At 61.3% G+C, this 25,866-nt stretch carries 22 protein-coding genes; 13 read left to right on the forward strand and 9 right to left on the reverse strand.

Features of this window, described 5'->3' with window-relative positions:
- Positions 1-120: 120 nt before the first annotated feature.
- The 3 genes from IGS60_RS24890 to IGS60_RS24900 are packed head-to-tail and all read right to left on the reverse strand — an operon-like array spanning position 121 to position 2,283.
- Positions 121-1,068, reverse strand: a complete 948-nt coding sequence (locus IGS60_RS24890) for a FecR domain-containing protein (RefSeq protein ID WP_230506494.1) — start codon at positions 1,066-1,068, stop codon at positions 121-123.
- Positions 1,061-1,618: an RNA polymerase sigma factor gene (locus IGS60_RS24895; protein ID WP_230506511.1), complete on the reverse strand. Its 558-nt coding sequence runs from the start codon at positions 1,616-1,618 to the stop codon at positions 1,061-1,063. Before IGS60_RS24895 ends, IGS60_RS24890 begins: the two co-directional genes overlap by 8 nt.
- A 2-nt stretch (positions 1,619-1,620) precedes the next feature.
- Complete coding sequence (locus tag IGS60_RS24900; protein WP_230506495.1) at positions 1,621-2,283, reverse strand: secretin and TonB N-terminal domain-containing protein; 663 nt, start codon at positions 2,281-2,283, stop codon at positions 1,621-1,623.
- A 259-nt stretch (positions 2,284-2,542) separates the two neighbouring features.
- Between IGS60_RS24900 and IGS60_RS24905 the strand changes: the two genes are divergently transcribed.
- From IGS60_RS24905 to IGS60_RS24925, 5 genes are all read left to right on the forward strand, one after another.
- Positions 2,543-2,908: a hypothetical protein gene (locus IGS60_RS24905; protein ID WP_230506496.1), complete on the forward strand. Its 366-nt coding sequence runs from the start codon at positions 2,543-2,545 to the stop codon at positions 2,906-2,908.
- Positions 2,909-3,002: 94 nt separating this feature from the next.
- Positions 3,003-5,351: a Tex family protein gene (locus tag IGS60_RS24910; protein ID WP_070221739.1), complete on the forward strand. Its 2,349-nt coding sequence runs from the start codon at positions 3,003-3,005 to the stop codon at positions 5,349-5,351.
- A 4-nt stretch (positions 5,352-5,355) separates the two neighbouring features.
- Positions 5,356-5,832 (forward strand): GNAT family N-acetyltransferase, encoded by a 477-nt coding sequence (locus IGS60_RS24915; RefSeq protein WP_230506497.1) that lies wholly within the window; start codon positions 5,356-5,358, stop codon positions 5,830-5,832.
- Between the two features lie 105 nt (positions 5,833-5,937).
- Complete coding sequence (gene grxD, locus IGS60_RS24920) at positions 5,938-6,249, forward strand: Grx4 family monothiol glutaredoxin (RefSeq protein ID WP_034753766.1); 312 nt, start codon at positions 5,938-5,940, stop codon at positions 6,247-6,249.
- Positions 6,242-6,856 (forward strand): UbiX family flavin prenyltransferase, encoded by a 615-nt coding sequence (locus IGS60_RS24925; RefSeq protein ID WP_230506498.1) that lies wholly within the window; start codon positions 6,242-6,244, stop codon positions 6,854-6,856. Before grxD ends, IGS60_RS24925 begins: the two co-directional genes overlap by 8 nt.
- 153 nt (positions 6,857-7,009) lie before the next feature.
- On the opposite strand, the gene IGS60_RS24930 is transcribed toward IGS60_RS24925, so the two are convergent.
- Together IGS60_RS24930 and IGS60_RS24935 are read right to left on the reverse strand one after the other, a co-directional pair.
- Positions 7,010-7,336, reverse strand: a complete 327-nt coding sequence (locus tag IGS60_RS24930) for a hypothetical protein (protein WP_070221736.1) — start codon at positions 7,334-7,336, stop codon at positions 7,010-7,012.
- Between the two features lie 89 nt (positions 7,337-7,425).
- Positions 7,426-7,833: a hypothetical protein gene (locus IGS60_RS24935; RefSeq protein ID WP_034753756.1), complete on the reverse strand. Its 408-nt coding sequence runs from the start codon at positions 7,831-7,833 to the stop codon at positions 7,426-7,428.
- Between the two features lie 713 nt (positions 7,834-8,546).
- On the opposite strand from IGS60_RS24935, the gene IGS60_RS24940 reads away from it, so the two are divergent.
- The 6 genes from IGS60_RS24940 (at position 8,547) to IGS60_RS24965 (ending at position 15,217) form a co-directional block, all read left to right on the forward strand.
- Entirely contained in the window at positions 8,547-8,951 is a 405-nt protein-coding gene (locus tag IGS60_RS24940; protein WP_046683171.1) for a MerR family DNA-binding transcriptional regulator, read from the forward strand.
- A gap of 126 nt (positions 8,952-9,077) precedes the next feature.
- Positions 9,078-10,262 (forward strand): isovaleryl-CoA dehydrogenase, encoded by a 1,185-nt coding sequence (locus tag IGS60_RS24945; protein ID WP_070260712.1) that lies wholly within the window; start codon positions 9,078-9,080, stop codon positions 10,260-10,262.
- 53 nt (positions 10,263-10,315) lie between these two features.
- Positions 10,316-12,115: a bifunctional isocitrate dehydrogenase kinase/phosphatase gene (gene aceK, locus IGS60_RS24950; RefSeq protein WP_070221735.1), complete on the forward strand. Its 1,800-nt coding sequence runs from the start codon at positions 10,316-10,318 to the stop codon at positions 12,113-12,115.
- Entirely contained in the window at positions 12,112-13,308 is a 1,197-nt protein-coding gene (locus IGS60_RS24955; RefSeq protein WP_230506499.1) for an acetyl-CoA C-acyltransferase, read from the forward strand. Before aceK ends, IGS60_RS24955 begins: the two co-directional genes overlap by 4 nt.
- A gap of 73 nt (positions 13,309-13,381) precedes the next feature.
- Positions 13,382-14,050, forward strand: coding sequence for an SDR family oxidoreductase (locus tag IGS60_RS24960; protein ID WP_230506500.1), 669 nt, complete (start codon positions 13,382-13,384; stop codon positions 14,048-14,050).
- A 39-nt stretch (positions 14,051-14,089) separates the two neighbouring features.
- On the forward strand, positions 14,090-15,217 hold the full coding sequence (locus IGS60_RS24965; protein ID WP_230506501.1) for an acyl-CoA dehydrogenase family protein: 1,128 nt from the start codon (positions 14,090-14,092) through the stop codon (positions 15,215-15,217).
- Positions 15,218-15,640: 423 nt separating this feature from the next.
- Here IGS60_RS24965 and IGS60_RS24970 read toward each other — a convergent pair whose 3' ends face one another.
- The 4 genes from IGS60_RS24970 to IGS60_RS24985 all read right to left on the reverse strand — a co-directional run bounded on the left by IGS60_RS24970 (position 15,641) and on the right by IGS60_RS24985 (position 22,603).
- A complete protein-coding gene (locus tag IGS60_RS24970; RefSeq protein ID WP_070290360.1) occupies positions 15,641-16,534 on the reverse strand; it encodes a YihY/virulence factor BrkB family protein in 894 nt (297 codons plus the stop codon).
- An 85-nt stretch (positions 16,535-16,619) separates the two neighbouring features.
- The gene (locus IGS60_RS24975; protein WP_230506502.1) at positions 16,620-17,699 is read right to left on the reverse strand and encodes an LD-carboxypeptidase; all 1,080 of its coding nucleotides are present in this window, start codon (positions 17,697-17,699) and stop codon (positions 16,620-16,622) included.
- A gap of 88 nt (positions 17,700-17,787) precedes the next feature.
- A complete protein-coding gene (locus IGS60_RS24980; RefSeq protein ID WP_230506503.1) occupies positions 17,788-20,580 on the reverse strand; it encodes a TonB-dependent receptor in 2,793 nt (930 codons plus the stop codon).
- A gap of 217 nt (positions 20,581-20,797) precedes the next feature.
- Entirely contained in the window at positions 20,798-22,603 is a 1,806-nt protein-coding gene (locus IGS60_RS24985; RefSeq protein ID WP_230506504.1) for an ABC transporter substrate-binding protein, read from the reverse strand.
- 216 nt (positions 22,604-22,819) lie between these two features.
- Between IGS60_RS24985 and IGS60_RS24990 the strand changes: the two genes are divergently transcribed.
- Together IGS60_RS24990 and dacB are read left to right on the forward strand one after the other, a co-directional pair.
- On the forward strand, positions 22,820-24,058 hold the full coding sequence (locus tag IGS60_RS24990) for a nucleoside recognition domain-containing protein (protein ID WP_070221728.1): 1,239 nt from the start codon (positions 22,820-22,822) through the stop codon (positions 24,056-24,058).
- Between the two features lie 8 nt (positions 24,059-24,066).
- On the forward strand, positions 24,067-25,569 hold the full coding sequence (gene dacB, locus IGS60_RS24995) for a D-alanyl-D-alanine carboxypeptidase/D-alanyl-D-alanine-endopeptidase (protein ID WP_230506505.1): 1,503 nt from the start codon (positions 24,067-24,069) through the stop codon (positions 25,567-25,569).
- The last annotated feature ends 297 nt before the right edge of the window (positions 25,570-25,866 follow it).

A 25,866-nucleotide genomic window follows, 5' to 3' on the forward strand; every position in this document is an offset into this window, starting at 1 on the left:
GCGGGCGGCAGGCACTGATTCGCGGCTTCCAGCAGCATTGACAGGGAACAAGGTCCGGGACTGCAAAAGGTCATCAAAATGTCATAATTGGCGCCCCGCCTTGGCGCGCCAAGACGGGGTTCAGCCGAACAGCACGATGCCGCCCGGCAGCCGCGTCACGCGCGCGCCATACGCATCCTGGATCAGGGCGATCACATCGTCGAGGCGGTCGAGCGAAAAGCTCGCTTGCACGCGCGTCTGTTTCAAGGCGTCGCCATTGAGGATCAGCTTGCCGGGACGGTAGCGGTTCACCTCGTCCACCACCTCGGCCAGGGTGCTTTGTTTAAAAACCAGCAGCCGGTGGCGCCACGCGCTGACGTCGCTCTTGGCCACCGCGCGGGCAATACCGAAATGCTCGGGCCGGTAGCGCAGCTGCTGGCCCGCCGCCAGCTCCGCATCGTGGCCGGCCTGCGCCACGCGCAAGCGGCCCGCCAGGCACGTCACGCACACTTCCTGGCCGAACAGGCGGATATTGAAGCGCGCGCTGCCGGCCGACACGCTGCCGTCGCCCGCCTGCACGCGCACCCGCGCCGCGCCGCGCAGGCCGGCCTGGAATTCCGCCTCGCCCGCCAGCAGCACCAGCGATGCGGCGCCGTCCTGCACGGGCGCCGCGTCGAGGCGCGTCTGCGTATTCATCTGCACCAGCACGCCGCCATCGAGCGCCACTTCGCGCTGCTCGCCCGTGCCCGTGGCGTAGTCGGCGGCCAGGCCCGCCACGGCCGGCCACAGGTCCGTCGGCGGGCGCAGCGCCAGCAAGCCCAGCGAGGCGGCCACGCCGGCGCCCAGCCAGGCGCGCCGCGCCGTATTCACCGGCGCCTGCGCCCGCTTGACGGCATGCGCGGCCGGCGCCATGGCGCCCCACACGGCGCGCGCCTCGGCAAACGCGTTGGCATGCCTGCGGCTGCGCGCGCACCAGTGGCGAAACACTTGCGCATCGCGTTCGCTGACCTGGCCCGAGGCCAGGCGCACGACCCATGCCTGCGCTTCCTTCTGGATGACACCCATGTCGTCTTCCGCTTGTTCAATCATGATGTTTAGACGTTTTTCCCGCGCCGGGACCGAAGCGCTGGATGAAATCGCGTCCCATGCGCTCGCAGCAATGTTCGAGGCCGGCGCGCAATTCCTTCTCCACCGTGCGGGCGGAAATGCCGAAGCGCTCGGCGATGTCGCGGTGCGGCAACTGATCGACGCGGGCGGCGATGACGATGGCGCGCCGGCGTTTCGGCAACTCCTGCAAGGCCCGTTCCAGTTCTTCCAGTTCGGCGCGCGCGCTGAAGGTGCGGGCCGGGTCGGCCAGCTCGTCGGCCATCTCGTACAAGTTGTCGATATCGGGAAGGCTGAGCAGGCGCGCATTGTCACGGCGTTGATCTTCCGCAATGTTGATGGCGATGCGCATCAGATACGCGGACGGATAGCTGATCGCTTCGGGCGCGGTCATCTTTTCCACTCTTAAATATGTTTCATGCAGCGCGTCGTTGGCCAGGTCTTCCGAGCCCAGGCGGCGCTGCAGGTGGCGGCGAAACTGTCCATAGCGTTCCAGGAACAGCTTGCGCAAGGTGGCTTTCAGCAAGTCCGACATGCTCAAGTCGCTCCGGCCGGCAGGTAGGGCGCACAATCGGCAGCTGGGTCGGGCCGCGGCGTCAGTAAAATCGTCAGCGGCTGCGGCAAGCCCGCCGGTGGCGCGCCGTCCATCAGCAGGCTGCGCAGACGCTGCACTACGGCGTTGTCGCGCTGTTCCACACCGCTCGCTTCCAGCACGTGCACGGCGCGCACCTTGCCCCGCTCGTCGAGCCACAACTGGAAGGCCAGGCGGTAGCGGCCGAAGGCGTCCGGATGCAAGCGGCACAGGGCGCGCGTGAGCGAACGCTGCAGGATGACCGCATAGCCTTGCAGCGGTGGCGCGGCAGGAGCGGCCTGGGCCGGCAAGGGCGCCGGCGCTGCCGGGGCGTCGGCCAGCGCCAGCAAGGTAAACGCATTGCTGCCGCTAAAGCGCGCGCCCAGTTGCGTGCCGGCCAGCAGGCGCTGCAGCGCTTCGGCCGGCGTGTAGTCGCCGCGCACGGGCGCTGCCACTCTGCCGGCCGCCAGCTGGCTGCTGACGAGCACGGAATACCCGGTCACTTCGCCAAACGCCACCAGGGCCGCGTCGAGCGGCTGGGCGGGCAAGTCGAAGCGCAGGGTAGAGTGCGCGCCGGCATCAGCGCCATCCGCACCGGCAGCGGGCCGCGCGAATGTCATCAATGTCATCAATGTCATCAGCAAGCAGGCGGACAGGGCATTGCCCCTTGCGGCGCGGCGGTGGCTTAGTGTCATTTTCCAGGGGACGCAACGAAAAATCCTGCTCATGAAGTGTCTTGACTGCAATGTTGTCTGCAGAATGGCAGGATGGTAGCTTCATAAAATGACAACTGCATGACATGGCGCCAGCCCGCGTCCCGCTCTGTGTCATCGCCGCGACACATGACCTTGCTATGCTGGACGCTTATTCACCGCTCCGGGAGCCGCCATGGCACGCCTGTTATCACTGTTGCTGTTGGCCTGCGCCGCCCTGCCCGCGCAGGCGGACGAGCACACCGTCGTCGTGAAGGCCGCCGCGCCGCCAAAGGGCTGCGTGGAAGTGGAAGCGAACGGCCAGCGCGCGCCATCGATGTCTTGCCTGAATGAAAAATTATTGCCGAATAGCAACACCATGAACCGGCCGCCGCCCGCCCTGTCCGGCGCCGAAGCGATCATGCAGCGTCCGTCGAACCAACTGGGCCTGTACAACCGCGCCGCCCTCGAACACCGCATGGGCAATGCCTTTGGCAAGTCCGTCACGCCGCAGAGGCCGCCGGCTCCCGCGCCCGCCAGCCCGCTGCTGCCGGCCCGTTGAAGCGCTTGTCAACGCACAGTCCATTTGCGCTGTCAAGATTGCGCAATCGCGCCGATTGCGTATCATTCCAGGCTTGATCGCTCTGGAAACAACCATGCTGCCCACTATCGAACAACGCCTTGCCCTTGAACTTGCCGCCAAACCGGTGCAGGTTGCCGCCGCCATCGAACTGCTCGACGAAGGCGCTACCGTGCCCTTCATCGCCCGTTACCGCAAGGAAGCGACCGGCGGCCTCGACGATATCCAGCTGCGCCTGCTCGAAGAGCGCCTGCGCTACCTGCGCGAGCTGGAAGAGCGGCGCGCCGCCATCGTGGCCTCGATCACGGAACAGAACAAGATGACGCCCGAGCTGCTCGACGCCGTCATGCACGCGGAAGACAAGACACGCCTGGAAGACCTGTATTTGCCATACAAGCAGAAGCGCCGCACGAAGGCGCAGATCGCCATCGAAGCGGGCCTGATGCCGCTGGCCGACGGCTTGCTGGAAAACCCGGAACTGACGCCGGAAATGGAAGCGGGCAAGTTCCTGCGCGACGCGTTTACTAGTGCCGACGGCAACAACCCGGGCGTGGCCGACACCAAAGCGGCCCTCGACGGCGCGCGCCAGATTCTGATGGAGCGCTTCGCCGAAGACGCGACCCTGCTGCAAACCTTGCGCGAATACGTGCAGGAACACGGCATCGTCGAGTCGAAAGTGGTGGAAGGCAAGCAGGACGAAGGCGAAAAATTCGCCGATTATTTCGATTACTCGGAAACCATTTCCACCGTGCCATCGCACCGCGCGCTGGCGCTGCTGCGCGGCCGCCGCGAAGGCATCCTCGACGTCACCCTGCGCCTGGACACAGAAGCGGAAAAACCGAAATGGGATGCGCCGCACAATCCGTGCGAAGGCCGCATCGCCGCCCGCTTCGGCATCAAGCAGCAAGGCCGCCCGGCCGACAAATGGCTGGCAGACACGGCGCGCTGGACCTGGCGCGTGAAAAGCTTCATGCACCTGGAAACTGAACTGATGGGCGCGCTGCGCGAACGCTCGGAACTCGACGCGATCAACGTCTTCGCCACCAATCTGAAAGCGCTGCTGCTGGCCGCGCCGGCCGGCCAGCGCGCCACCATGGGCCTCGATCCTGGCCTGCGCACGGGCGTCAAGGTCGCCGTGGTCGATGCCACCGGCAAGGTCGTCGACACGGCCGTGATCTATCCACACCAGCCGAAGAACGACTGGGACGGTTCGCTGCATACCCTGGGCCGTCTTGCTGCCAAGCACAATGTGTCCTTGATTTCGATTGGCAACGGCACCGCCTCGCGCGAGACCGATAAACTGGCGCAGGATTTGATCAAGCAGCACCCGGAAGCGAAGATGACGAAGATCGTCGTCTCGGAAGCGGGCGCGTCGGTGTATTCGGCGTCCGAATTCGCCTCGAAGGAATTGCCGGACATGGATGTGTCGTTGCGCGGCGCCGTCTCGATCGCGCGCCGCTTGCAAGACCCACTGGCCGAGCTGGTCAAGATTGACCCGAAATCGATCGGCGTGGGCCAGTACCAGCATGACGTGAGTCAAAGCCAGCTGGCTCGCTCGCTCGATGCCGTGGTGGAAGATTGCGTGAACGCCGTGGGCGTGGACGTCAACACGGCGTCGGCGCCCCTGCTGGCGCGCGTATCCGGCCTGTCGGCCAGCGTGGCGCAAAGCATCGTCACCTACCGCGACATGAAGGGCGCGTTCACCTCGCGCGCGGCCTTGAAGGCGGTGCCGCGCCTGGGCGACAAGACCTACGAACAGGCGGCCGGCTTCCTGCGCGTGATGGGCGGAGAGAACCCGCTGGACGCCTCGGCCGTCCACCCGGAATCGTATCCGCTGGTGGAAAAGATTCTGGCGGACATCAAGAAGGATATCAAGGCCGTCATCGGTGAGACCGCCTTGTTGAAAACCCTCAGCCCCGCAAAATACGCGGATGAAACCTTCGGCGTGCCGACCATTTCCGACATTCTGAAGGAACTGGAAAAGCCGGGCCGCGACCCGCGTCCGGAATTTACCACCGCCACCTTCAAGGAAGGCGTGGAAGAAATCCGCGACTTGCGCCCGGACATGATTCTCGAAGGCGTGGTCACCAACGTGGCCGCCTTTGGCGCCTTTGTCGATATCGGCGTGCACCAGGACGGCCTCGTGCACATCTCGGCCCTGTCGAACACGTTTGTGAAAGACCCGCACACGGTGGTGAAAGCCGGGCAAGTGGTGCGCGTGAAAGTGCTGGAAGTCGACGAGAAACGCAAGCGCATCGCGCTGACCATGCGCCTGACGGACAGTGCGCCGCAAGCGGGCAGCAAGCCCGAGCAGCGTGGCGACCGCAACGACCGCCGCAGCATGGCGCAGCACCAGTCGCAGTCGCGCAACGCGCCCGAGCCGGCCGGCAGCATGGCCGCCGCCTTCGCCAAGCTGCGCGGTTAAGTCCATGGCCGCCGGGCATGACCTCGTCATCCTGGCGGTGGACGCCGCCAGCCCGGATGCCCAGCTGCTGCTCGACGCATTGTCGGACGCGCTGCTGCGCATCAACGGCGACAGCGGCCGCTCTTCCTTCGATGTCGAAGCGGCAACCTTGCGCGGCGGCTTTTACCTGGCCCGCGATGCGGCTGGAGGACTGCTGGGCTGCGCCGCCCTGCGCCCGCTGGGCAAAGCGGACAGCGCCATAGGCGAACTCAAGCGCATGTATGCGCGCCCCGGCCAAGGTGGCCTGGGCGTGGGCGCGGCCCTGCTGGCCCATGTGGAGGCGCAGGCGCGTGCACATGGCTACCAGGCCCTGCACCTGTCCACCCGCGTGGCGAATGCCCGCGCGGTGGCGTTTTATGCCAGGCACGGCTATGCGCCGGTCCTTGCCTGGGGCAAATACGTGGGCGCGGCACAATCGACCTGCCTGGGCAAGACCTTATAAGTGTCAACGTGGCTGACTTGCCCGATTTATGACTTGAGCGCATACCCGTGCCGTCGTTTTCTTATAAAATGACGGCATCTATTTATTTACCCATCAGAGGCAGCTATGAGCGACGTACAAACCTGGATCAAAGAAACCGTGACGAACACGCCAGTCGTGCTGTTCATGAAGGGCACGGCCCAGTTCCCGCAGTGCGGCTTTTCCGGCCGCGCCATCCAGATCCTGAAAGCGTGCGGCGTGGAAAACATCGCTACCGTCAACGTGCTGGATGACCCGGAAGTTCGCCAGGGCATCAAGGATTACTCGAACTGGCCGACCATTCCGCAGCTGTATGTCAAAGGCGAGTTCATCGGTGGTTCCGATATCATGAATGAAATGTTTGAATCGGGCGAACTGAAGTCCCTGCTGGATGCCTGATAGCCAAACGCAGCGGCCGCGCCGTGTCGTCGTGGCCATCACGGGCGCCACGGGTGCCGTGTATGGCTTGCGGCTGCTGCAATTGCTCGGCGCCATCCCCGGCGTCGAGACGCATCTGGTCCTGTCCGATGCCGCTGTTTTGACCCTGCACCAGGAAACGGGCGTGGGACGCAAGGACGTCGAAGCGCAGGCGCACGTCGTGCACAAGCTGCGCGACATCGGCGCGTCGATCGCCAGCGGCTCGTTTCAATCGGATGGCATGGTCGTCGCGCCGTGCTCGATGAAGACCCTGGCGGCCGTCGCGCACGGCTTGTCGGATAATCTGATCACGCGGGCCGCCGATGTGGTGCTCAAGGAGCGCCGGCGCCTGATCCTGATGGTGCGCGAAACGCCGTTCAACCTGGCGCACCTGCGCAATATGACGGCCGTGACCGAAATGGGCGGCATCATCTTCCCGCCCTTACCGAGCTTTTATCACCACCCGCACAGCATTGCGGAGATGGTCGACCATACGGTCGCGAGGGTCATCGACCTGCTCGGCATCGAGCACGCCCTGGCACCGCGGTGGAATGGTTTGAAGTCCGCTGGCGACACCCCTATCCTCTAGTTGGCGTCACGAATTAACTGGCATCACGATGCCTGACAAAAGCGTAGCGAGCGGAAGGAAGAGGTGGTCGAGAAGCGCAACCGTGCTGAAGCACGGTGAGCATCGCAGACTACCTATGCCGACGCGCAGTAGCTTTGGTCAGGCATCCACCACTCAGCGCTTGTCGAACTGATGAGCACTGGCCTGCTTCAAATCCCTGGCTTCTTCAACCATCCTGCGGTGGGCGATCCGTTTGCGCATCACTTCCGCATGTTGCGCGGCAGTCATGGGGGGCACGGTCATCAAGTCCTTCAGCTGCGCGGTATTGCTGTAGTTACTTTTCATAAGACGGCTCAAATGCTCGGCTCCGTAGTGGATGAACTGGCTGCTTCTGATGTGATTATGCGCTGGTATTGGCCGCTGCGCCGCTGCGTACGGGATTATTGTCAAATAATTCCGCTGCAGCGCAACATGCGAGGTCTTATTGTGCGGCAAAATCATGTCTCCAGTATGACCTTGCGCAAATAAAAGGACAGGGGGAGCGCCGTCAGCGTAAGGTGGACGGCGCCGGCCGGGGAGGGCCTGAATGCTTACTTTTGGTAGTTGACTCTCACCAGCATGCGAATAAATTCTCGCGCGATTTGACGATGATGTTCATCTAATCTTTGCAAATCGGCAATTAATTTCACATCAGCGGACTCAAAGCGCGATAAAGCGCTGCCCGCTTCGCCATTCGGCGTGGCGCTTTCCGGACCGCCAAAACGCAACCATTCCGCGGGAACGCCCAACCATTGGGCAATCATGCGCAATTTTTCTTGCGTGGGAATTGCTTCACCTACTAACCATTTCCTAGCTGCATGCACAGTAATCGGGCGTCCATCGAAACGGATGTTGAACTCCCGGGCCAGTCTGGTCGGGCTGTCTGGAGAGTAATGGGCGTTTTTGAGAGCCAACTGAAGTCGCTGGCTGAAGCTTTCGCGTTCGTTAGAAGAATTCATAGGTGTACTATTTCATGTTGTAACATGAAAGTCAGTTTCTTGAATGACCATACAGATTGTTACATTTGAAAAGAGTATCAATTAACAATTAACACTCCGGCCGGGCTTTTCAGGTCAAAAAGTGGGCCGAATTTTCTCTTGCGATTCTGCGTGGCTTCGGGTCAAATTCGCGGCTAGCCTTGATTTTCGCACTGCAGCACGATTCAAAGCCTCGGTTTGGCATTACAACGTACGGTATCGGATAATGCCCTCCTCTACCGATACATGCAATGCCCATGTCATACAATTTCTTGTAGACAAAGTTTTCAGAAGGGCCATTTTGTTTCCAATATGGAAACGACATGAACAACGTGTTCATAGTGAAACGTTGTTTTTTGATCGTGCCTACTGGAAAGAATCTGCACCTAAAAAATTTTACTGCCATCGCAGCGAAAAGAATGTCGCCGTTATGCCAGGAAAGCTCTTTTTGGTGTCATCTTGGCCACCAACTCTCGATCTTAAGCGCGTTTTTGCAAGAAGAATCAATTTATTTTCAGTAATTGTTGTCTGATTCGCCAAATTCTCCCTTTACGCCTTCTTTTTTCTTTGTTGCAGCACGGGCAGGGCACGCTACAATAGTATTGACGTTGACGTAAACGGCACTTTGCCACCACCTGTCTCGCCGCATCCCATCTGACGACCGACCACCCATGCAACCGACACCGCCCGCACCCATGACGACCTATACCATTACCGAACTGGCGCGGGAATTCGACATCACGGCGCGCGCCATCCGTTTCTATGAAGACCAGGGCTTGCTCAGCCCGAAACGCGAAGGCGCAGGCGGCCGTAGCCGCGTCTACACGCCGCGCGACCGCACCCGCCTGAAACTGACCCTGCGCGGCAAGCGCCTGGGCCTGGCCTTGTCGGAGATCAAGAGCCTGGTCGACATGTACGAGTCGCCGAAGGACACGCGCGCGCAGATGGACCGCTTCCTGGGCGTGCTGGCGCAGCACCGGCAGACCCTGGAGCAGCAACGCATCGATATCGAAATGGCGCTGGCGGAAATCAGCGCGCATGAAGACGCGTGCGCGCGCATGCTGGCGGACTTGAACCTTGATAAGGCGCAAACAAGCTAGCAAGGCAAGCGGCGCACACCTGCCGCGTGCGCCACTTTACGTTTACGTAAACGTCACAACTGAGTATCATAGCTTCACTGACCCGGCACCCATGACCGCCACACTTATAACGACGACGAGGACGACATGCTCCATCTCCCAGGCTTGACCTTTGACCACGGCGACGACATCGCCTCCCTGCGCGAAGCGATCCAACAATTTGCCGCCGCCGAAATCGCGCCGCGCGCGGCCGAGATCGACCGCACCGACCAGTTCCCCATGGACCTGTGGCGCAAGATGGGCGACATGGGCTTGCTCGGCATAACCGTCAGCGAAGAATACGGCGGCGCCGGCATGGGTTACCTGGCGCACATCATCGCCATGGAAGAGATCTCGCGCGCCTCGGCCTCCGTCGGCCTGTCCTACGGCGCCCACTCGAACCTGTGCGTGAACCAGATCAAGCGCAACGGCACGGCCGAGCAAAAGGCGAAGTACCTGCCGAAACTGATCACGGGCGAACACATCGGCGCGCTGGCCATGTCGGAACCGAACGCGGGTTCGGACGTCGTCAGCATGAAGCTGCGCGCCGACTTCAAGGGCGACCGCTGGGTCTTGAACGGCACCAAGATGTGGATCACCAACGGTCCCGACGCGGACGTGCTGGTGGTGTACGCGAAGAACGACCTGGAAGCGGGTCCGCGCGGCATGACGGCTTTCCTGATCGAAAAGAATTTCAAGGGCTTTTCCATCGCGCAAAAGCTCGACAAGCTGGGCATGCGCGGCTCGCACACGGGCGAACTGGTATTCCAGGATTGCGAAGTACCGGCCGAAAACGTGCTCGGCGGCTTGGGCAAGGGCGTCAACGTGCTGATGTCGGGCCTCGATTTCGAGCGCACCGTGCTGTCCGGCGGCCCGCTGGGCATCATGCAGGCCTGCATGGACCTGGTCGTGCCCTACGTGCATGACCGCAAGCAATTCGGCCAGCCCATCGGCGAATTCCAGTTGATGCAAGGTAAGCTGGCCGATATGTATTCGACCATGATGGCGTGCAAGGCCTATGTCTACGCCGTGGGCCAGGCTTGCGACCGCGCCACCACGCCGGAAGCCGTGCGCCAGTTGCGCAAGGATGCGGCCGGCGCCATTCTGTATAGTGCGGAAAAGGCGACCTGGATGGCGGGCGAAGCGATCCAGGCACTGGGCGGCAACGGCTACATCAACGAGTATCCGGCCGGCCGCCTGTGGCGCGATGCCAAGCTGTACGAAATCGGCGCCGGGACCAGCGAAATCCGCCGCATGCTGATAGGCCGCGAACTGTTTGCGGAAACCAAGTAAGCACGGGCGCGCGGCGATCGACTGGGTGAGGAGCCATTCATGCGAGCACAGCTATGACGCACATTGCCTTCCCCAAATTGCTCTCTTCCCAGATTGCATTCGATATCGCGCGCACCATCCGCGACGGCTTCGACAAGCATTACCGCCTGTTCCGCGCAACGAGCCAGCAAGCCAAGCGGTATTTCGAGCAAGGTGCCTGGAGCGCGGCGCAGACGGCGGCCCGCGAACGCATCGACTTCTATGACAAGCGCGTGCAGGAATGCGTGCAGATGCTTGAAGATGAATACGAAGAGTCGGAGTTGAGCGACGAAGTGTGGCGAGAACTCAAGCTGCACTACATCGGCATGCTGACGGAACACAAGCAGCCGGAACTGGCGGAAACCTTCTTCAATTCCGTCTGCTGCAACATCCTGCACCGCACGTATTTCAATAACGACTATATTTTCGTGCGCCCCGTCGTTTCCACGGAATACATCGAAACGCAAGACCCCGCACCCACCTACCGCGTGTATTACCCGGGCCAGGACGGCTTGCGCCACACCTTGCAGCGCATGGTGAACAACTTCCAGCTGGACTGCGCATTTGCCAACCTGGAGCGCGATGTAGCCCAGGTGGAAGCGCGCCTGCAGCAGCTGTTCGGCAGCGACCGGCTGGAGCCGAACCACCAGCTCCAGGTCCTGACCAGTTTGTTCTACCGCAACAAGGGCGCCTACCTGGTCGGCAAGGCCATCAACGGCAACCGCGAATACCCGTTCGTCGTGCCCATCCTGCACAACCGCCACGGCAAGCTGGTGCTCGACACGGTGCTGTTCGAGCAGCAGCAGATCGCCGTGCTGTTTTCGTTTACGCGCGCCTACTTCCTGGTGGATATGGAAGTACCGTCCGCCTACGTACAATTTCTCCGAAGTTTGCTCCCGCGCAAGCCTCGCAGTGAGATTTATACGATACTGGGCTTGCAAAAGCAGGGCAAGACCTTGTTTTACCGCGACTACCTGCAGCATTTAAAACACTCGTCGGACCACTTCGAAAGCGCGCCCGGCATTCGCGGCCTGGTGATGCTGGTGTTTGCCCTGCCTTCGTTTCCGTATGTCTTCAAGGTGATCAAGGATTTCTTTCCTCCTCCCAAGGAAACCACGCGCGCGCAAGTCCAGCAAAAGTATTTACTGGTGAAACACCACGACCGCGTGGGCCGCATGGCCGACACGCTCGAGTATTCCAATGTGGCCTTTCCCCGCGCCCGCTTTGCCGCGGAACTGCTGGCCGAACTGAAACAGTTCGCCCCCTCGCTGATCGAGGAAGACCACGAGCAGATCATCATCCGCCACCTGTACATCGAGCGGCGCATGGTGCCGCTGAACATGTGGCTGAGCAATGCCGAGAAGGAAGGCCGCGATGACCTGGTCGAACACGCCATCGTCGAGTATGGCAACGCCATCAAGGAACTGGTGGCGGCGAATATTTTTCCTGGCGACATGCTGTATAAAAATTTTGGCGTGACCCGTCATCAGCGTGTCGTTTTTTACGATTACGATGAAATCGAGTACATCACCGATTGCCAGTTCCGCGTCATCCCGCAAGCCCGCACGGAGGAGGAAGAAATGTCGGCCGAACCGTGGTATCCCATCGGCAAGCACGATGTGTTTCCCGAACAATTCGGCACCTTCCTGCTGGGCAATCCCCGTATCCGTAAATATTTCATACAGCACCATGCCGACCTGCTGACGGCCGCCTACTGGCAGGCGCGCAAGCAGCGCATCGAAGACGGCCATATCGAGGACGTCTTCCCGTATCCGCAGCACCTGCGTTTTTGTATGCAGTCACCTTCCCACCCCTCAACCGGAGATCCAACATGAATGATCCAGTCGTAATCGTCGGTGCCGCGCGCACCCCCATGGGCGCCTTCCAGGGCGACTTTGCCAACGTCACCGCCAGCGACCTGGGCGCCGTGGCCATCCGCGCCGCCGTCGAGCGGGCTGGCGTGGCGCCGGATGCCGTTGAACACGTGTTTTTCGGCAATTGCCTGATGGCTGGCCAGGGCCAGGCGCCCGCGCGCCAGGCCTTGCGCAAGGCGGGCTTGCCCGATTCCACGGGCGCCGTGACCCTGTCGAAAATGTGCGGCTCGGCCATGCAGACGACCATGTTCGCGCACGACACCTTGCTCGCCGGCAGCGCCGACGTGGTGGTGGCGGGCGGCATGGAATCGATGACCAACGCCCCCTATCTCGTGCCGAAAGCGCGCGGCGGCTACCGCATCGGCCACGGCATGATCTATGACCACATGATGATGGATGGCCTGGAAGACGCCTACAGCCGCGATGAAAAGGGCAATGCCCGCTCGATGGGCACGTTTGCCGAAGAGTGCGCGAGCCAGTACCAGTTCACGCGCGAAGCGCAGGATGCGTTTGCCATCGAATCCGTGAAACGCGCGCAGGCCGCTACCAAGGATGGCAGTTTCGAGTGGGAAATCGTGCCCGTGACCGTTTCCGGCCGCGGCGGCGACACCGTCGTCAGCATCGATGAAGGCCCGCAAAAAGCCCGCCTGGAAAAAATCCCGACCCTGAAGGCGGCCTTCAAGAAGGATGGCACCATCACGGCCGCCTCGTCGTCGTCGATCAACGATGGCGCGGCAGCCCTCGTGCTGATGCGCGAATCGACGGCGAAAAAACTGGGCTGCACCATCCTCGCGAAAATCCACGGCCACGCCACGCATGCGCAGGCGCCGAACGAGTTCACCACGGCCCCCATCGGCGCGGTGAAAAAACTCTACGCCAAAACGGGCTGGAGCAGCAGCAATGTCGACTTGTTCGAGATCAATGAAGCGTTCGCCGCCGTGCCGATGGCCGCCATGCACGACCTCGACATTCCGCACAGCAAAATCAACATCCACGGCGGCGCCTGCGCGCTGGGCCACCCGATCGGTGCCTCGGGCGCGCGCATCATCGTCACCCTGCTGGGCGCCCTGAAAAAAACCGGCGGCAAGCGCGGCGTGGCAGCCCTGTGCATCGGCGGCGGCGAAGCGACGGCAATGGCGATCGAACTGGTATAAGCTGTTCCTGAGCACGGGCGCGCACCGCGGTTCACGGTGCGCGCCTTTCATTTTATTTTCAGGGAGAAAACATATGCCAACCGCATTGATCATCGGCGCCTCGCGCGGCATCGGCCACGAAATCGTCCGTCAATACCGCCACGATGGCTGGCGTGTGATCGCCACGGCGCGCACGCCGGACGCTTGCGAGGCCCTCAAGCAACTGGGTGCGGAAGCGCACCAGCTCGACGTGACGGATGTGGAAGGCTGTGCCGGCCTGGGCTGGAAGCTCGACGATGAAAAACTCGACGTGGCCATCCTCAACGCGGGCGTGTATGGCCCCCGCCACGACGGGTTTCCTGCGCAAGCCGATTTTGACCTCGTCATGCACACCAACGTGCTGGCGGCCATGCGGCTGCTGCCGATATTGGCGCCGCTGGTGGCTAACGCCAAGGGCAAGCTGGCCGTGCTGTCCTCTCACATGGGCTCCCTGAGCGAGCGGGGCAACCCCAGCGGTTCGCTGTACCGCGCCAGCAAGGCCGCCTTGAATTCCGTGCTGATCGACACGTCCCTCGTGCATGGCCCGCAAGGCGTCAGCTGCGTCGCTTTCCACCCGGGCTGGGTGCGCACGGACATGGGCGGTGCCGGCGCGGATATTTCACCGGAAGAAAGCGCCGCCGGCATGCGCGCCACCCTGGCCAGCCTGCCGGCCACGGACAAGGCCGTGTTCCGCAACTACGACGGCAAGCCCATCGCCTGGTAGTTCCCCCACACACCATAAAAACAAACGAGACGACGTCCCATGATACTCAATGAAGAACAATCGATGATCCAGGAAGCGCTGCGCAGCTTTTCGCGCGAGCGCCTGGCACCCAACGCGGCCCGCTGGGACAAGGAACATCATTTCCCGAAAGAAGAATTGCAGGAACTGGCCGCGCTGGGCGCCTTTGGCGTGGCCGTGCCGGAAGCGCTCGGTGGCGCCGGCCTTGACTACGTGTCCTTGGCCCTGGTGCTGGAAGAAATCGCCGCCGGCGATGGCGGCACGTCGACCATCATTTCCGTCAACAATTGCCCCGTGTGCAGCATCGCCATGATGTATGCCAATGATGCGCAAAAGGAACAGTGGCTGCGTCCGCTGGCGCAAGGCACGATGCTGGGGGCGTTTTGCCTGACGGAACCGCACACGGGCAGCGACGCCTCCGCCCTGCGCACGACGGCCACCCTCGACGGCAATGACTACGTCATCAACGGCACGAAGCAGTTCATTACCAGCGGCAAGTATGCGGACGTGGCCATCGTCATGGCCGTCACCGACAAGGCGGCCGGCAAGCGCGGCATTAGCGCCTTCTGGGTGCCGACGAACACGCCCGGCTACATCGTGGCGGGACTGGAACAGAAGATGGGCCAGCATTCGTCGGACACGGCGCAAATCCTGTTCGAGAACTGCCGCATCCCGGCGGAAAACCTGATCGGCGAAGAGGGACAAGGCTACAAGATCGCCCTGTCCGGCCTGGAAGGGGGACGCATCGGCATCGCTTCGCAAGCCGTGGGCATGGCGCGCGCCGCGTATGAAGCAGCCTTGCAGTACGCACGCGAGCGCGAAAGCTTCGGCAAACCCATCTATGAACACCAGGCCGTGCAATTCCGCCTGGCCGACATGGCCACGCAGATCGAAGCGGCGCGCCAGCTGATCCGCCACGCGGCAGCGATGAAGGATGCGGGCTTGCCCTGCCTGAAGGAAGCGGCCATGGCCAAGCTGTTTGCGTCGGAAATGGCGGAAAAAGTGTGCTCGGACGCCATCCAGGTGCACGGCGGCTACGGTTATGTGTCCGATTTCCCCGTCGAGCGCATCTACCGCGACGTACGCGTATGCCAGATTTACGAGGGCACCAGCGATATCCAGAAGATTTTGATTGCGCGGGCGCTGTAAACCCCAGGCAAAAGCTGGGGTCAGACCCCCCATATGCGTTGGCGCGGAGCTTTGCGTTAGCGTTGTTGTGGGTCTGACCCCATACGCCAACGATGGACGAAAAAAAGCCCGCTAAAACGCGGGCTTGTTCCAATGTATTACCAATGCTTTAATCGTGTCATGGACGCCAGTGCTATCTGCAAAGTGCCTCCTGATTTTCGGACTCCCATGCTATCTGCATGGTGACTCCAAGTGTAAAATCGACCATCGTATCCGGAATTACAAAATCCATTTCTTCGCACTGTCACGCCATCGACATTACACCTGTCGGTCGCCGCGCTGAAACTGGATGGTGAGATAATTTGTTGCCAAATCTCAATCACTGAACGGAGTATAGCACAGCTTTTTGTGCAATGCAACAATGAATTGAAGCCATACGTTAATTCAAGTCCTTAGCGCCAGCGGCTTGTCTTCTTCGCCGCCACGGGCCACTCTTTCGTACTCGGAAATCACTTGCGCGCCCAGCAGCAGCAGGGTGGCGCCGATTTCCAGGCTGAACATGACGACGATGGCCGTCGTCATCGAGCCGTACACGACATTGACCTGCGACAAGGTGGAAAAATACCAGACCAGCACATGGCGGGCGATTTCCCACAGCAGGGCCGCCGTCACGCCGCCGATCAGCGCATGTGTGATCGACAATCTTCCCACCGGCATGACCAGGTAAATCGAGCTTAGCACGAGGATTTCGCCACCCAGCCCCAGCAGATACAGCAGCACGCCGGACACGCCTTCCAGGCCCCAGTCATGACGCAAAAAGCGCACGCTTTCCTCGCCCATCACCTGCAAGCCGCCCGCCACCAACGTGATGAGCAAGATACCCACGCCCAGGCACAGGATGTAGCAGTACGGCAGCACGGCGGAAATGAGGAAATGGCGGCGGCGGATGGCGACGCGGTGGACAAAGATCACGCTCATGGCGTTTTCCAGCACGGTAAACGCCAGCGAGCTGAAAAAGAGCATGGTCAGCAGCAACAGCCAGCCGATCACGCCCCGGTTGTCGAGAAAATGCGCGATCTCGCCCACGATGGCCTTCGATTGCCCCGGCACCAGCCATTCCAGGTAGTGGCCGATTGTCTGCAGCAATTCATCCTGCGCGATCACGTGCGACAGGGCCACCACCACCAGCATCAGCAGGGGCACGATGGACAGCAGCGAGTAATACGCGACGGCGCCCGCCAGCAGCAAGCCCTGGTTGGCGCGGAAACCCTTGAGCACCTGCAGCGCGAAGGCCAGCGGGTGGCTGAGGATGTAGGTACTGGCGTGGCGGTTGATCATGGCGGAAACGGTGTAGAAGGCGGCGCGGCCTCGTGCCACGCCTGATCACACTAGCATACTGACAATCGCCCCGCTGCACCGTACGCTAGCAGACGGCCGGCTCCAGCAAGGTCAAGGTTTGCCGGTCCGCATCCAGGGTGGCCAATATGCCCATCGGTAGCGTGAACTGGTGGCGGATGTGGCCAAACGAGTAGCCGCTGACGGCCGGCACGCGCAAAGGCTGCAAATGCTGGTCCAGGGTGGCATCGAGGGTCAGCGCCGTATCGCCCTCGGCCGCCTCGCAATGCTCGAAGATGCCCAGCATCAAGGCCGCCGCGTGCTTGAAACCGATGGACAGGTCGAGCTGGCACAGCATGCGGTCGATGCGGTACGGCACTTCATTGATTTCTTCGAGGAACAAGATATGCTCGCGGAAATCGGCCGCATACGGCGTGCCGGCCAGCGCGCTGACCATGCACAGGTTGCCGCCCGTCAAGCGTCCTGTCGCTTGACCGCCGTGCACGGTGCGGATGGCGAAGTTCGGCTGCGTCTGCGCGCGGCGGTGGTTGTCCAGCGCCATCGGGATCGTATAGCTGTCTTGCGGCGTCATCAGCACATTGCGCAGCTGCGTCACCGTGTAGTCGGAAAACGTGGACGAAGCCACGGGCCCGTGGAAAGTCACCAGGCCCGTCTGGCTGGCGATGGCCAGATGCAGGGCCGTGATGTCGGAATAGCCGATCAGCACTTTCGGATTGCGCTGGATCAAGGCGTAATCGAGCAGCGCCAGCAGCGAAATGCAGCCGGAGCCGCCACGGATGGCCCAGATCGCCTTGACCTCGGGATCGGCGAACGCCGCGTGCAGATCGTCGAGGCGCTGCAGCACCGTGCCCGCATAGTTGCCGTGCACGGCGCGGATGTTAGCGCCCAGACTGGCGCGCAGTCCCAGCGATTCGATATTGCGCTGGGCCTTGGCGATGGATTCCTCATCCGTAAAACCACCCGGCGCGATGATGGCCACCAGGTCGCCGTCGCGCAAGCGCGCCGGTTTGATCAATGCGTGTGGCTGTTGCATGCGTTTGCCCTTCCCTTGCGCGGCCGCCGCCCATGCCGGTGTACCTGCCGCCCCGAGAGTGGCGGCCAGCAAGCCGCCGAAGCGGCGCCGGCTGAGATTGGTCTGACTGGACATGCGGCCCTTTCCTGGAATAAAAACGGCGACGCCAGGCGCCGCCGCACGAGGTTAGCATGCCGACGGGATCGCCGCCGGCATGACCGCCTTACATGAACTTGTACTTCAGCTGGAACGACAGCGAGCGGCCGCGCGGGTCGGCCACGCGCGGGTCCCAGCCGGCGCCCACCACGTCATCCACGTTGTGCGCAGTGAATGGCGGGTCGCGGTCGAACAAGTTCTGGATACCCACTGTGATGGTGGTATTTTTGAAGCCCGTGTACGTGCCCGACAAGCTGTACGTGGTGTAACTGGACACATCGGATTTGAAACCTGGTGGCGGCGTCCCCTTGCCATCATTCGGTACCTGGTCCTTGTAGCCGGAAGCAAAACTCTGCACGAGCAAACCGCTCCAGTCGCCGCGCGATACGCTGAAGCTGGCATTGTGTTTCCAGCGCAAGTACAAATCACGCGTGTAGAAGTTGCCAACCAGCTCCTTGTATTCTTGCCCCTTGTATTCGGCAAACTTGAAGCTGTCCATATACGTGCCGTCCAGGGTTGCAGTCCATTTCGCGTCCTGGACCTTGCCTTCGCCGCGCAAGCTCACGTCCAGGCCGCGCACGCGGCTGCCACCCGCATTGAACCAGCCCGCCTGCACGTAATCGATGGTGCCATCGGGTTTGCGGAAGATGTACTGGTTCAGCGCCTGGTAATTGGCCAGCACGACTTGCGGCGTGCGTTTCAGGAGCTGGTCCTGGGTATTGATGGCCCAGTAATCGAACGAGGCGGAGTAACCCTTCACCGGTTCGATGACGATACCGACGCTGCCCTGCTTCGACGTCTCCGGCTTCAGGTTCAGGTTGCCGCCCGTCGTGTAAATGAGGCGGGGAATGGAACAGTATTCGGTCACGCCGGGATGCTTGATACAGCCTTCCGGATCTTTCACACCATTCGGCAATTCCTGCGTCAATACACCTGAATAGAGCTGGTCGAAACTCGGCGCCAGGAATCCCTTGCTGGCCGAGGCGCGGAACAGGACGAACTCGGCCGGTTGGTAACGCAAGGCAACCTTGGGATTCGTGGTGGCGCCCACTTGGCTGTAATCGTCACGACGCACGGCCAGCTGCATTTCCAGGTCTTTCATGATGGGTACCAGCAACTCGGCATACACGGCCTTGACGTTGCGACTGACATCCTTCAAGGCGGCATTTCCTGGCGCCAATAGAATCAGGTTGGCATCGACATCCTGTCCAAAACTGTAGCCCTCGCGGCGTAAATCAAAGCCGGCGGCCATCGCCACGGCGCCAGCCGGCAGTTGGAACAGCTCGCCGGATACGGAACCGTCGATCTGCGTCAGGGTCGTCTTGCCATGCTGGAAGTCGCCACGGAACTTGGTCGATTCGATCAATTGCCTGGCCGCTTCCGTCTGGCTCTGGCCGGCGCCCACCCATGGATTGATGATCCCTGTCCCCAAGGCCGCATATAACTTGTCCATGTAGGAATAGCCATCTGTCAGCTTGGTCTTGGTGGTACTCTGTGCGTAGGAAACGCCGGTCTTGTAATCCCACTTGCCGAAGTTGCCTTCAAAACCCAGCAGCACGCGCGCATTGTCGGTGGTGTTTTCCTGCGTGCGGTTACCGATCTCATTGGCGCGCCATTTGTAGGCAATCGGCTTGGTATTGTCGAACGTGGGAATATAGGCCGATAAATCCTGGTAATACGCGCCGCCCACCGGATACACGGCCTTGTTGGCGATGCTCGTCTGCACCTGCATCGGCGTCAGGATCGCCGTGGCCTTGGTGCGCGAACCGAGCACTTCTACAAACATGCGGTGGTCGGGCGCCAGTTGGACAGTTCCACGCGACAGGAAATTAGCCCGCTCGACGGGAAATTGCAGCACATAGTCGGCGCCGTAATCATACGCACACGAATGCGTGGTGCTGCGCGGTGAGGTCACGTCTTTCCACAGTGCCGTCTGATACTGCGACATGCCGGCGATGCTGTCGCACTTGCCCTGGAAGCTCAGGGGATTGGCTTGCAGATACACCGTCGGGTCGCCAGGCAAGGTGTAACCGCCAATAAACGTCCCTGGTTTTGTCGGATCAGGATTGGGGATTTGCAGTGCCGTGCCCGGCCCCGACATCTGGTTGGCGAATGGCGTGCCCGTGGTGTCGGGCGACAGGCCACGGCCCGGCTGGTAGCCGTTGACGAAGGAGCGGTCACGGCCATTGAGCTGTTGCGCTTTATCGACGGTCAGGCTGGCCATGATGTTGTAGCGGTCTTCTTCCAGCGAACCCGTGCCGGCCAGGAGCGAGGCGCGGCGCGTGGCGCCGCCGCCTGCCTGCGTATCGTTGGTGGAAACGGACGCTTCCACGCCGCTGTAATTGGTTTTCAGAATGAAATTGATCACGCCGCCGATGGCGTCCGTGCCGTAGATGGCCGAGGCGCCATCCTTGAGGATTTCCACACGAGAAATTGCGCCCAGCGGAATGGAATTCAAGTCGACGGCACGGCCACTGGCACCGTGCGTGGCCACGCGGCGGCCATTCAGCAGTACCAAAGTCGCGCCCGGTCCCAGCCCGCGCAGCGAGGCGAACGAGGCGCCACCGGCAAGACGGTCGGCGTCGGCGCCAAACACGTTATTGCCCGAAGTCATGTTTTCGGCACCTGTGCCATTCGCCGACAGGGTGCGCACCAGTTGCTCGGCCGTCGTGATGCCCTGCTTTTCCATCTGGTCAAAGGTGATGACTTGCACCGGCAGCGCGCCTTCCTTGGCCACGCGCTTGATGCTGCTGCCCGTCACTTCGACCCGTTGCATTGCTGGCTCCGCCGCTTCCTGTGCCATCACCGGCCCCACCACCCCCATCAATGCCACCAACTGCGCTAGTTTCTTCAATTTCACTGGTCTCTCCTTGTTGGGCAATCGAAACTTGAGTTCTCAAGTCCAGGCTGTTTTGTAAGGTCGCGGCGTCTGTCTCGCGGTACATTTTTTTATGACGCCAGCGCTTTACTTTATTTGTTTTCATTTTCAGAGTAGCGCGATGCGTCCGGGCCCAGCCAATGAAAAATGCTTTCCTAACCATAACTTTTTGGAATGAATGCCCTTTTCAGCGACGTGGTCACTTGCCTGCGGGGCGGCCCTTGGTTTTATCCACGTCCAGATAGCGCCAGGACGTGAATTCCACGGGGTGACGCCTGTAGTTTTTTAGCCACGGTTGCTGCAGGTCGGCAGAGATGGGATGCGTCAGCAGCACCCACGGCGTGTAAGCGTGGATCAGCTGAAACAGGTCGAAGTACAGACTGCGTCGGCGCGGCGTATCGGATAGCAGGCGCGCCTCCTCATAGCGTTTATTGTAATCGGGCAGATTGAAGCGGGCATAGTTGGCGCGGCCGACGTTGCCGCCATACAACAATTGCATAAAGTTATCACCATCGGGGAAGTCGGCGATCCAATTGGTCTCGAACATCTGCACCTTGCCCAGGCGCGACGCCTTGATGATTTCCGTCTTCTTGTCGCTTTTAAACTCCACGCGCAGGCCGATGGCGTTCAGGTTGCGCCGCCACAATTCATCGCGCAGCCGGCCCACCGTGCTCGGCTCCGTGTGCATGGTGAGGATCAAGGGCGTGCCGTCGGGCTGCGTGCGGAAACCGTCGGGCCCCGCCTTGTAGCCGAAGCGCTCCAGCAGGGCGCGCGCCAGCGCCGGATCGTAGCCGACGGGGCTGCGGTAATGCTTGTCGTAACCGAGCACGTTGGGCGGCAGCGGCGACTGCGCCGGCAAGGCCAGGCCTTTCTTTAATAACGCGATGTCTTCGCGGCTGTTGTAGCTGAGGGCGATGGCGCGCCGCAGGGCCAGCTTGTCCTTGCTCATGCCGCCCAGCACGGGATCGTCCATATTCATCCACATGTAATACGTCTGCAGCACGGGAAAGCGCGTCAGCTGCAAACCCTTGGCAGCCAATGCCGGTTTCAAGGCGCCGTTTTCCAGCACCATGTCCGTCATCGATTCCGGCACTTGCTCCAGGTAATCGAATTCGCCTTTCAGGAATCCCAGCATGCGCGATTGATATTCCTCGACGATGCGCACCTCGATGCGTTCGACCAGCGGTAATTGCCTGCCTTCCAGCGCCGTGGCGATGGCGCGCGCGTCGGCCGGCAAGGCGGCCAGCACCTTGGTTTCCGTATGGAACACGGCAGGACGGAAAGTCGGATTGGCTTGCAGCACGATCTTGTCGCTGCGCTTCCATTCCTTCACCAGGAACGGTCCCGTGCCCACGGGATGGTTGCCGATCTGCCCTGCCGCCGGGTACGCTTCAGCCACTTCGCGCGCCACCACGGCGGTCGCCGGCATGGCCAGGTAAAACAGGAAGTTCGGGTCGATGGCGTTCAGGCGGATGCGCAAGGTGTATTTGTCCAGCGCCTGCAAGCCGGCGATCGGCGTGTCGTAGCTGAATTTGGCTTTCAGGGCCGCGTCGCCGACTAGCTTGTCTTCCAGCAAGAACAGCCACGGCGACTTCAGGCTGGGGTCATACAGCCGCGTCAGGCTGTACACATAATCCTGCGCCGTCACTTCGCGCGGCTGGCCCTTGAAAGCGGGATCGGGGGTGAAGAAAATACCCGGCTGCAAGTGAAAGGTATACATGCGGCCGCCGTCTTCCACGGTCGGCAAGCCGCGCGCCGTATTGCCCTGCAGCTGTACCGGGCGCGCCAGGTAGTCGTAGCGCAGCAAGGGGTCAAAAATGTTTTCCATCAAATTCAGGCTGGCCAGGTCGGATGCCACGGCCGGGTCCAGGCCCGTCTCGCTGGTGCTCAAAAACAAGTGCAGGGTCTTGTTCGCGCGGGCATCGGTGGCGGCCTCGGCGGGCGCGGTAAACAGCGTCAACAGGGCCAGGCCGGCGGCGCAGGCGGTTTTGCGTAAAAACATCATCAGTGATCCAGTGCAGACAAGGGTAAGGAACAGCGGTAAGCGACAGGCATCCCCCACACTACGCGGGCAAGCTACGGGGCGCCAATGAAAACAGGCTGCCAGCTTATAACTTTTTGGCATGCGATTGCTGCATTCTTTCATCAACTCGTATCGGGCTGCCTCTATACTTTGCTTGCAGCACCTTTTCACCTCTCCGAAATACAGAACTGATCGCATATGGCACTTAATTACATCTGGTCCGGCTTTTTCCTCGTTGGCTTCCTGGCCGCAGTGCTGCAGTGGCTGTTTCTCGGCGATACCGATATCTTCAAGCGCATCATCGACGGCACGTTCGAAACGGCGCGCATGGGCGTGATGGACATCGCCCTGCCGCTGGCGGGCGTGATGACCTTGTGGCTCGGCATCATGAACATCGGTGAAAAGGCGGGCATCGTCGGCTGGCTGGCAAAAGTCATCGCGCCGTTCTTTTCGCGCATCTTCCCGGAAATTCCGAAAGACCATCCGGCGACGGGCCACATGGTGATGAATTTCTCGGCCAACCTGCTGGGCCTGGACAATGCGGCCACGCCGTTCGGTTTAAAGGCCATGGAAAGCCTGCAAACCTTGAACCCGAACAAGGAAGAGGCGACGAATGCGCAAATCATGTTTTTGGTGCTGCACACCTCGGGCCTGACCCTGATTCCGCTGGCCATCATGGCGCAGCGCTCCATCCTCGGCGCGGCCGATCCGTCCGACATCTTTATCCCGTGCATGATCGCCACCTATGTCGCCACCATGGTCGGCATCATCACGGTATCCATCAAGCAGCGCATCAACTTGCTCAACAGGGTTGTGCTGGGCTGGATGGGCGGCATGACGAGCGCCATCGTCGCCATGATCTGGTATTTCACGCAGTACCTGACGAAGCAGGAAATCGAGCTGGTCTCGAAAGTGGTCAGCAACCTGGTGTTGATCAGCGTCATTGCCATCTTCATCATCGGCGCCCTGCGCAAGAAGGTGAACGTGTATGACGCCTTCATCGAAGGGGCGAAAGGCGGCATCCAGACCTCGATCACCGTGATTCCCTATCTGGTCGGCATGCTGGTGGCCATCAGCGTCATCCGCAACGCGGGCGTGTTCAATTTCCTGATGAGCGGCATGAACTGGTTCTTCGCCAACCTGGGCATCAATACGGACTTCGTGCCCGCCCTGCCGACGGCCATGATGAAGCCGCTCAGCGGTTCCGGCTCGAAAGCCATGATGATCGACGCCATGAATACCTACGGCGTCGACTCCTTCGTCGGCCGCCTGGCCTGCGTCTTCCAGGGCTCGGCCGACACCACCTTCTATATCGTGGCCCTGTACTTCGGCTCGGTGGGCATCCGCAAGACGCGCTATGCCATTACGGCCGGCCTGATCGCCGATCTGGCTGGCGTGGTCACGGCTGTCTTCGTCGCCTACGTCTTTTTCCATTAAGGAGCGCCATGTTTCGTCCCATCCTCATCGCCGCCTTGCTGGCTGGCATCGGCTTGTCGAATGCCCAGGCGCAATTGCCCGAATCCGTCAGCCTGCTATTGCGCAGCGCGAATATCCCCGAAGACGCCATGGGCGCCATCGTCTTGCGCGGCAACACCACCGTGCTGTCGCATGGGGCCGAGCGCAGCATGCAGCCCGCATCCACCATGAAGCTGGTGACGACGGCCGTGGGCCTGGAACAGCTGGGCCCCATCTTCCGCGGCCGCACGGAGCTGCGCACCAGCGCCGACGTCATCAATGGCGTGCTGAAGGGCGACCTGATCCTGCGCGGCGGCGCCGACACGGATTTCAACGCGGACGTGCTGGCGCACATGCTGCAAACCCTGCGCAACCAGGGCATCGTGAAAATCAAGGGCGACCTGATCCTGGACCGCCAGCTGTTCCAGCCGGCCCGGCCCGACATCGGCGCGCCGCCGTTCGACGAGTCGGCCGAGTTCCGCTACAACGTCATCCCCGATGCCTTGTTATTGAACACCAATTTGCTCGATATCAATATGAACTCGACGGACCGGCAATTGAGCATCTTGATGCAGCCGGCGCTCGAGAACGTCAGCATCACGAGCGACATGAAACTGGTCAAGGGCAGTTGCGCGCGATGGGAAGACGGCTGGCGTCCGCCAGAATACCGGCGCGATGCCAACGGCAAACTGCAAGTGATACTGCACGGTACTTTCCCGCAAAATTGCAGCAAGGCCACCAGCATCAATGTGCTTGATCGCAACGATTATGCGGACCGCTTGTTCCGTGCCACCTGGAAACGCCTGGGCGGCACGATCACGGGCACCGTGCGCGAAGCGCCGTTGACGGGCTTGCCGCCGACGGCCGAACCGGTCGGCACGCGCATGCTGGCCGACCACGTGGCGCGCGCCCTGCCGGAAGTTTTGCGCGATATCAACAAGACCTCCGACAACACCCTGGCCCGCACCCTGTTCCTCAGCTTGGGCAGCTTGCAAAGCGATGGCTGGCTGGGCAGCCGCCCCGTCGCCATGGCTGCGCCGGAAGACACGGCCAGCCGGGCACGGCAAGTGATCCAGGAATGGTTTCAGCGGCACCATATCGATACCCAGGGCATGCTGGTCGACAACGGTTCCGGCTTGTCGCGCACGGGACGCATTGCGCCAGCGCAAATGGCCGGCGTGCTGCAGGCGATGCAGCAAAGCCCGTGGGCGCCCGAGTTCCAATCCAGCCTGCCCATCGTGGCGCTGGACGGCACCATGCGCAAGCGCCTGCTGAACAGCCCGGCCGCCGCGCGGGCCCGCATCAAGACGGGGACATTAAAGAATGTGGTGGCCATCGCCGGTTACGTGCCCGATGCGAATAATCAACAGTGCGTGGTGGTCGCCATGATCAATAGCGACTTGGTGGGCAATGGCAATGGCCGCGCCGCCGTCGATGCGCTGATCGAGTGGGTGGCCAGGAGCGGAGCGGTGCCGGTGGTTGCCGGCCAATAAAAGGGACACAAAGACAGAAAGGCAGCGCGCAGCGCTGCTTTTTTTTTTCGCCTGCTGAACAGCAGGGGTCAGCCCCCTCCCCTCACACTGACCGTAGATCGGCGGATCGGCGCAGGCCGGCGTAGGTCGGCTTAGCGCAGCGTAAGCCGACAGCCACCGGCACAAAAGCACAGACGAAAAAAAACCCGCCAATTGCTTGACGGGTTTTTCTCTTACTGCGTATAACAAGCCTGACGATAACCTACTTTCACACTGGTTGCAGCACTATCATCGGCGCAAAGTTGTTTCACGGTCCTG

The sequence above is a fragment of the Janthinobacterium sp. FW305-128 genome, from assembly GCF_020858135.1.
In the GTDB taxonomy this organism is placed as follows: Bacteria; Pseudomonadota; Gammaproteobacteria; order Burkholderiales; family Burkholderiaceae_D; genus Janthinobacterium.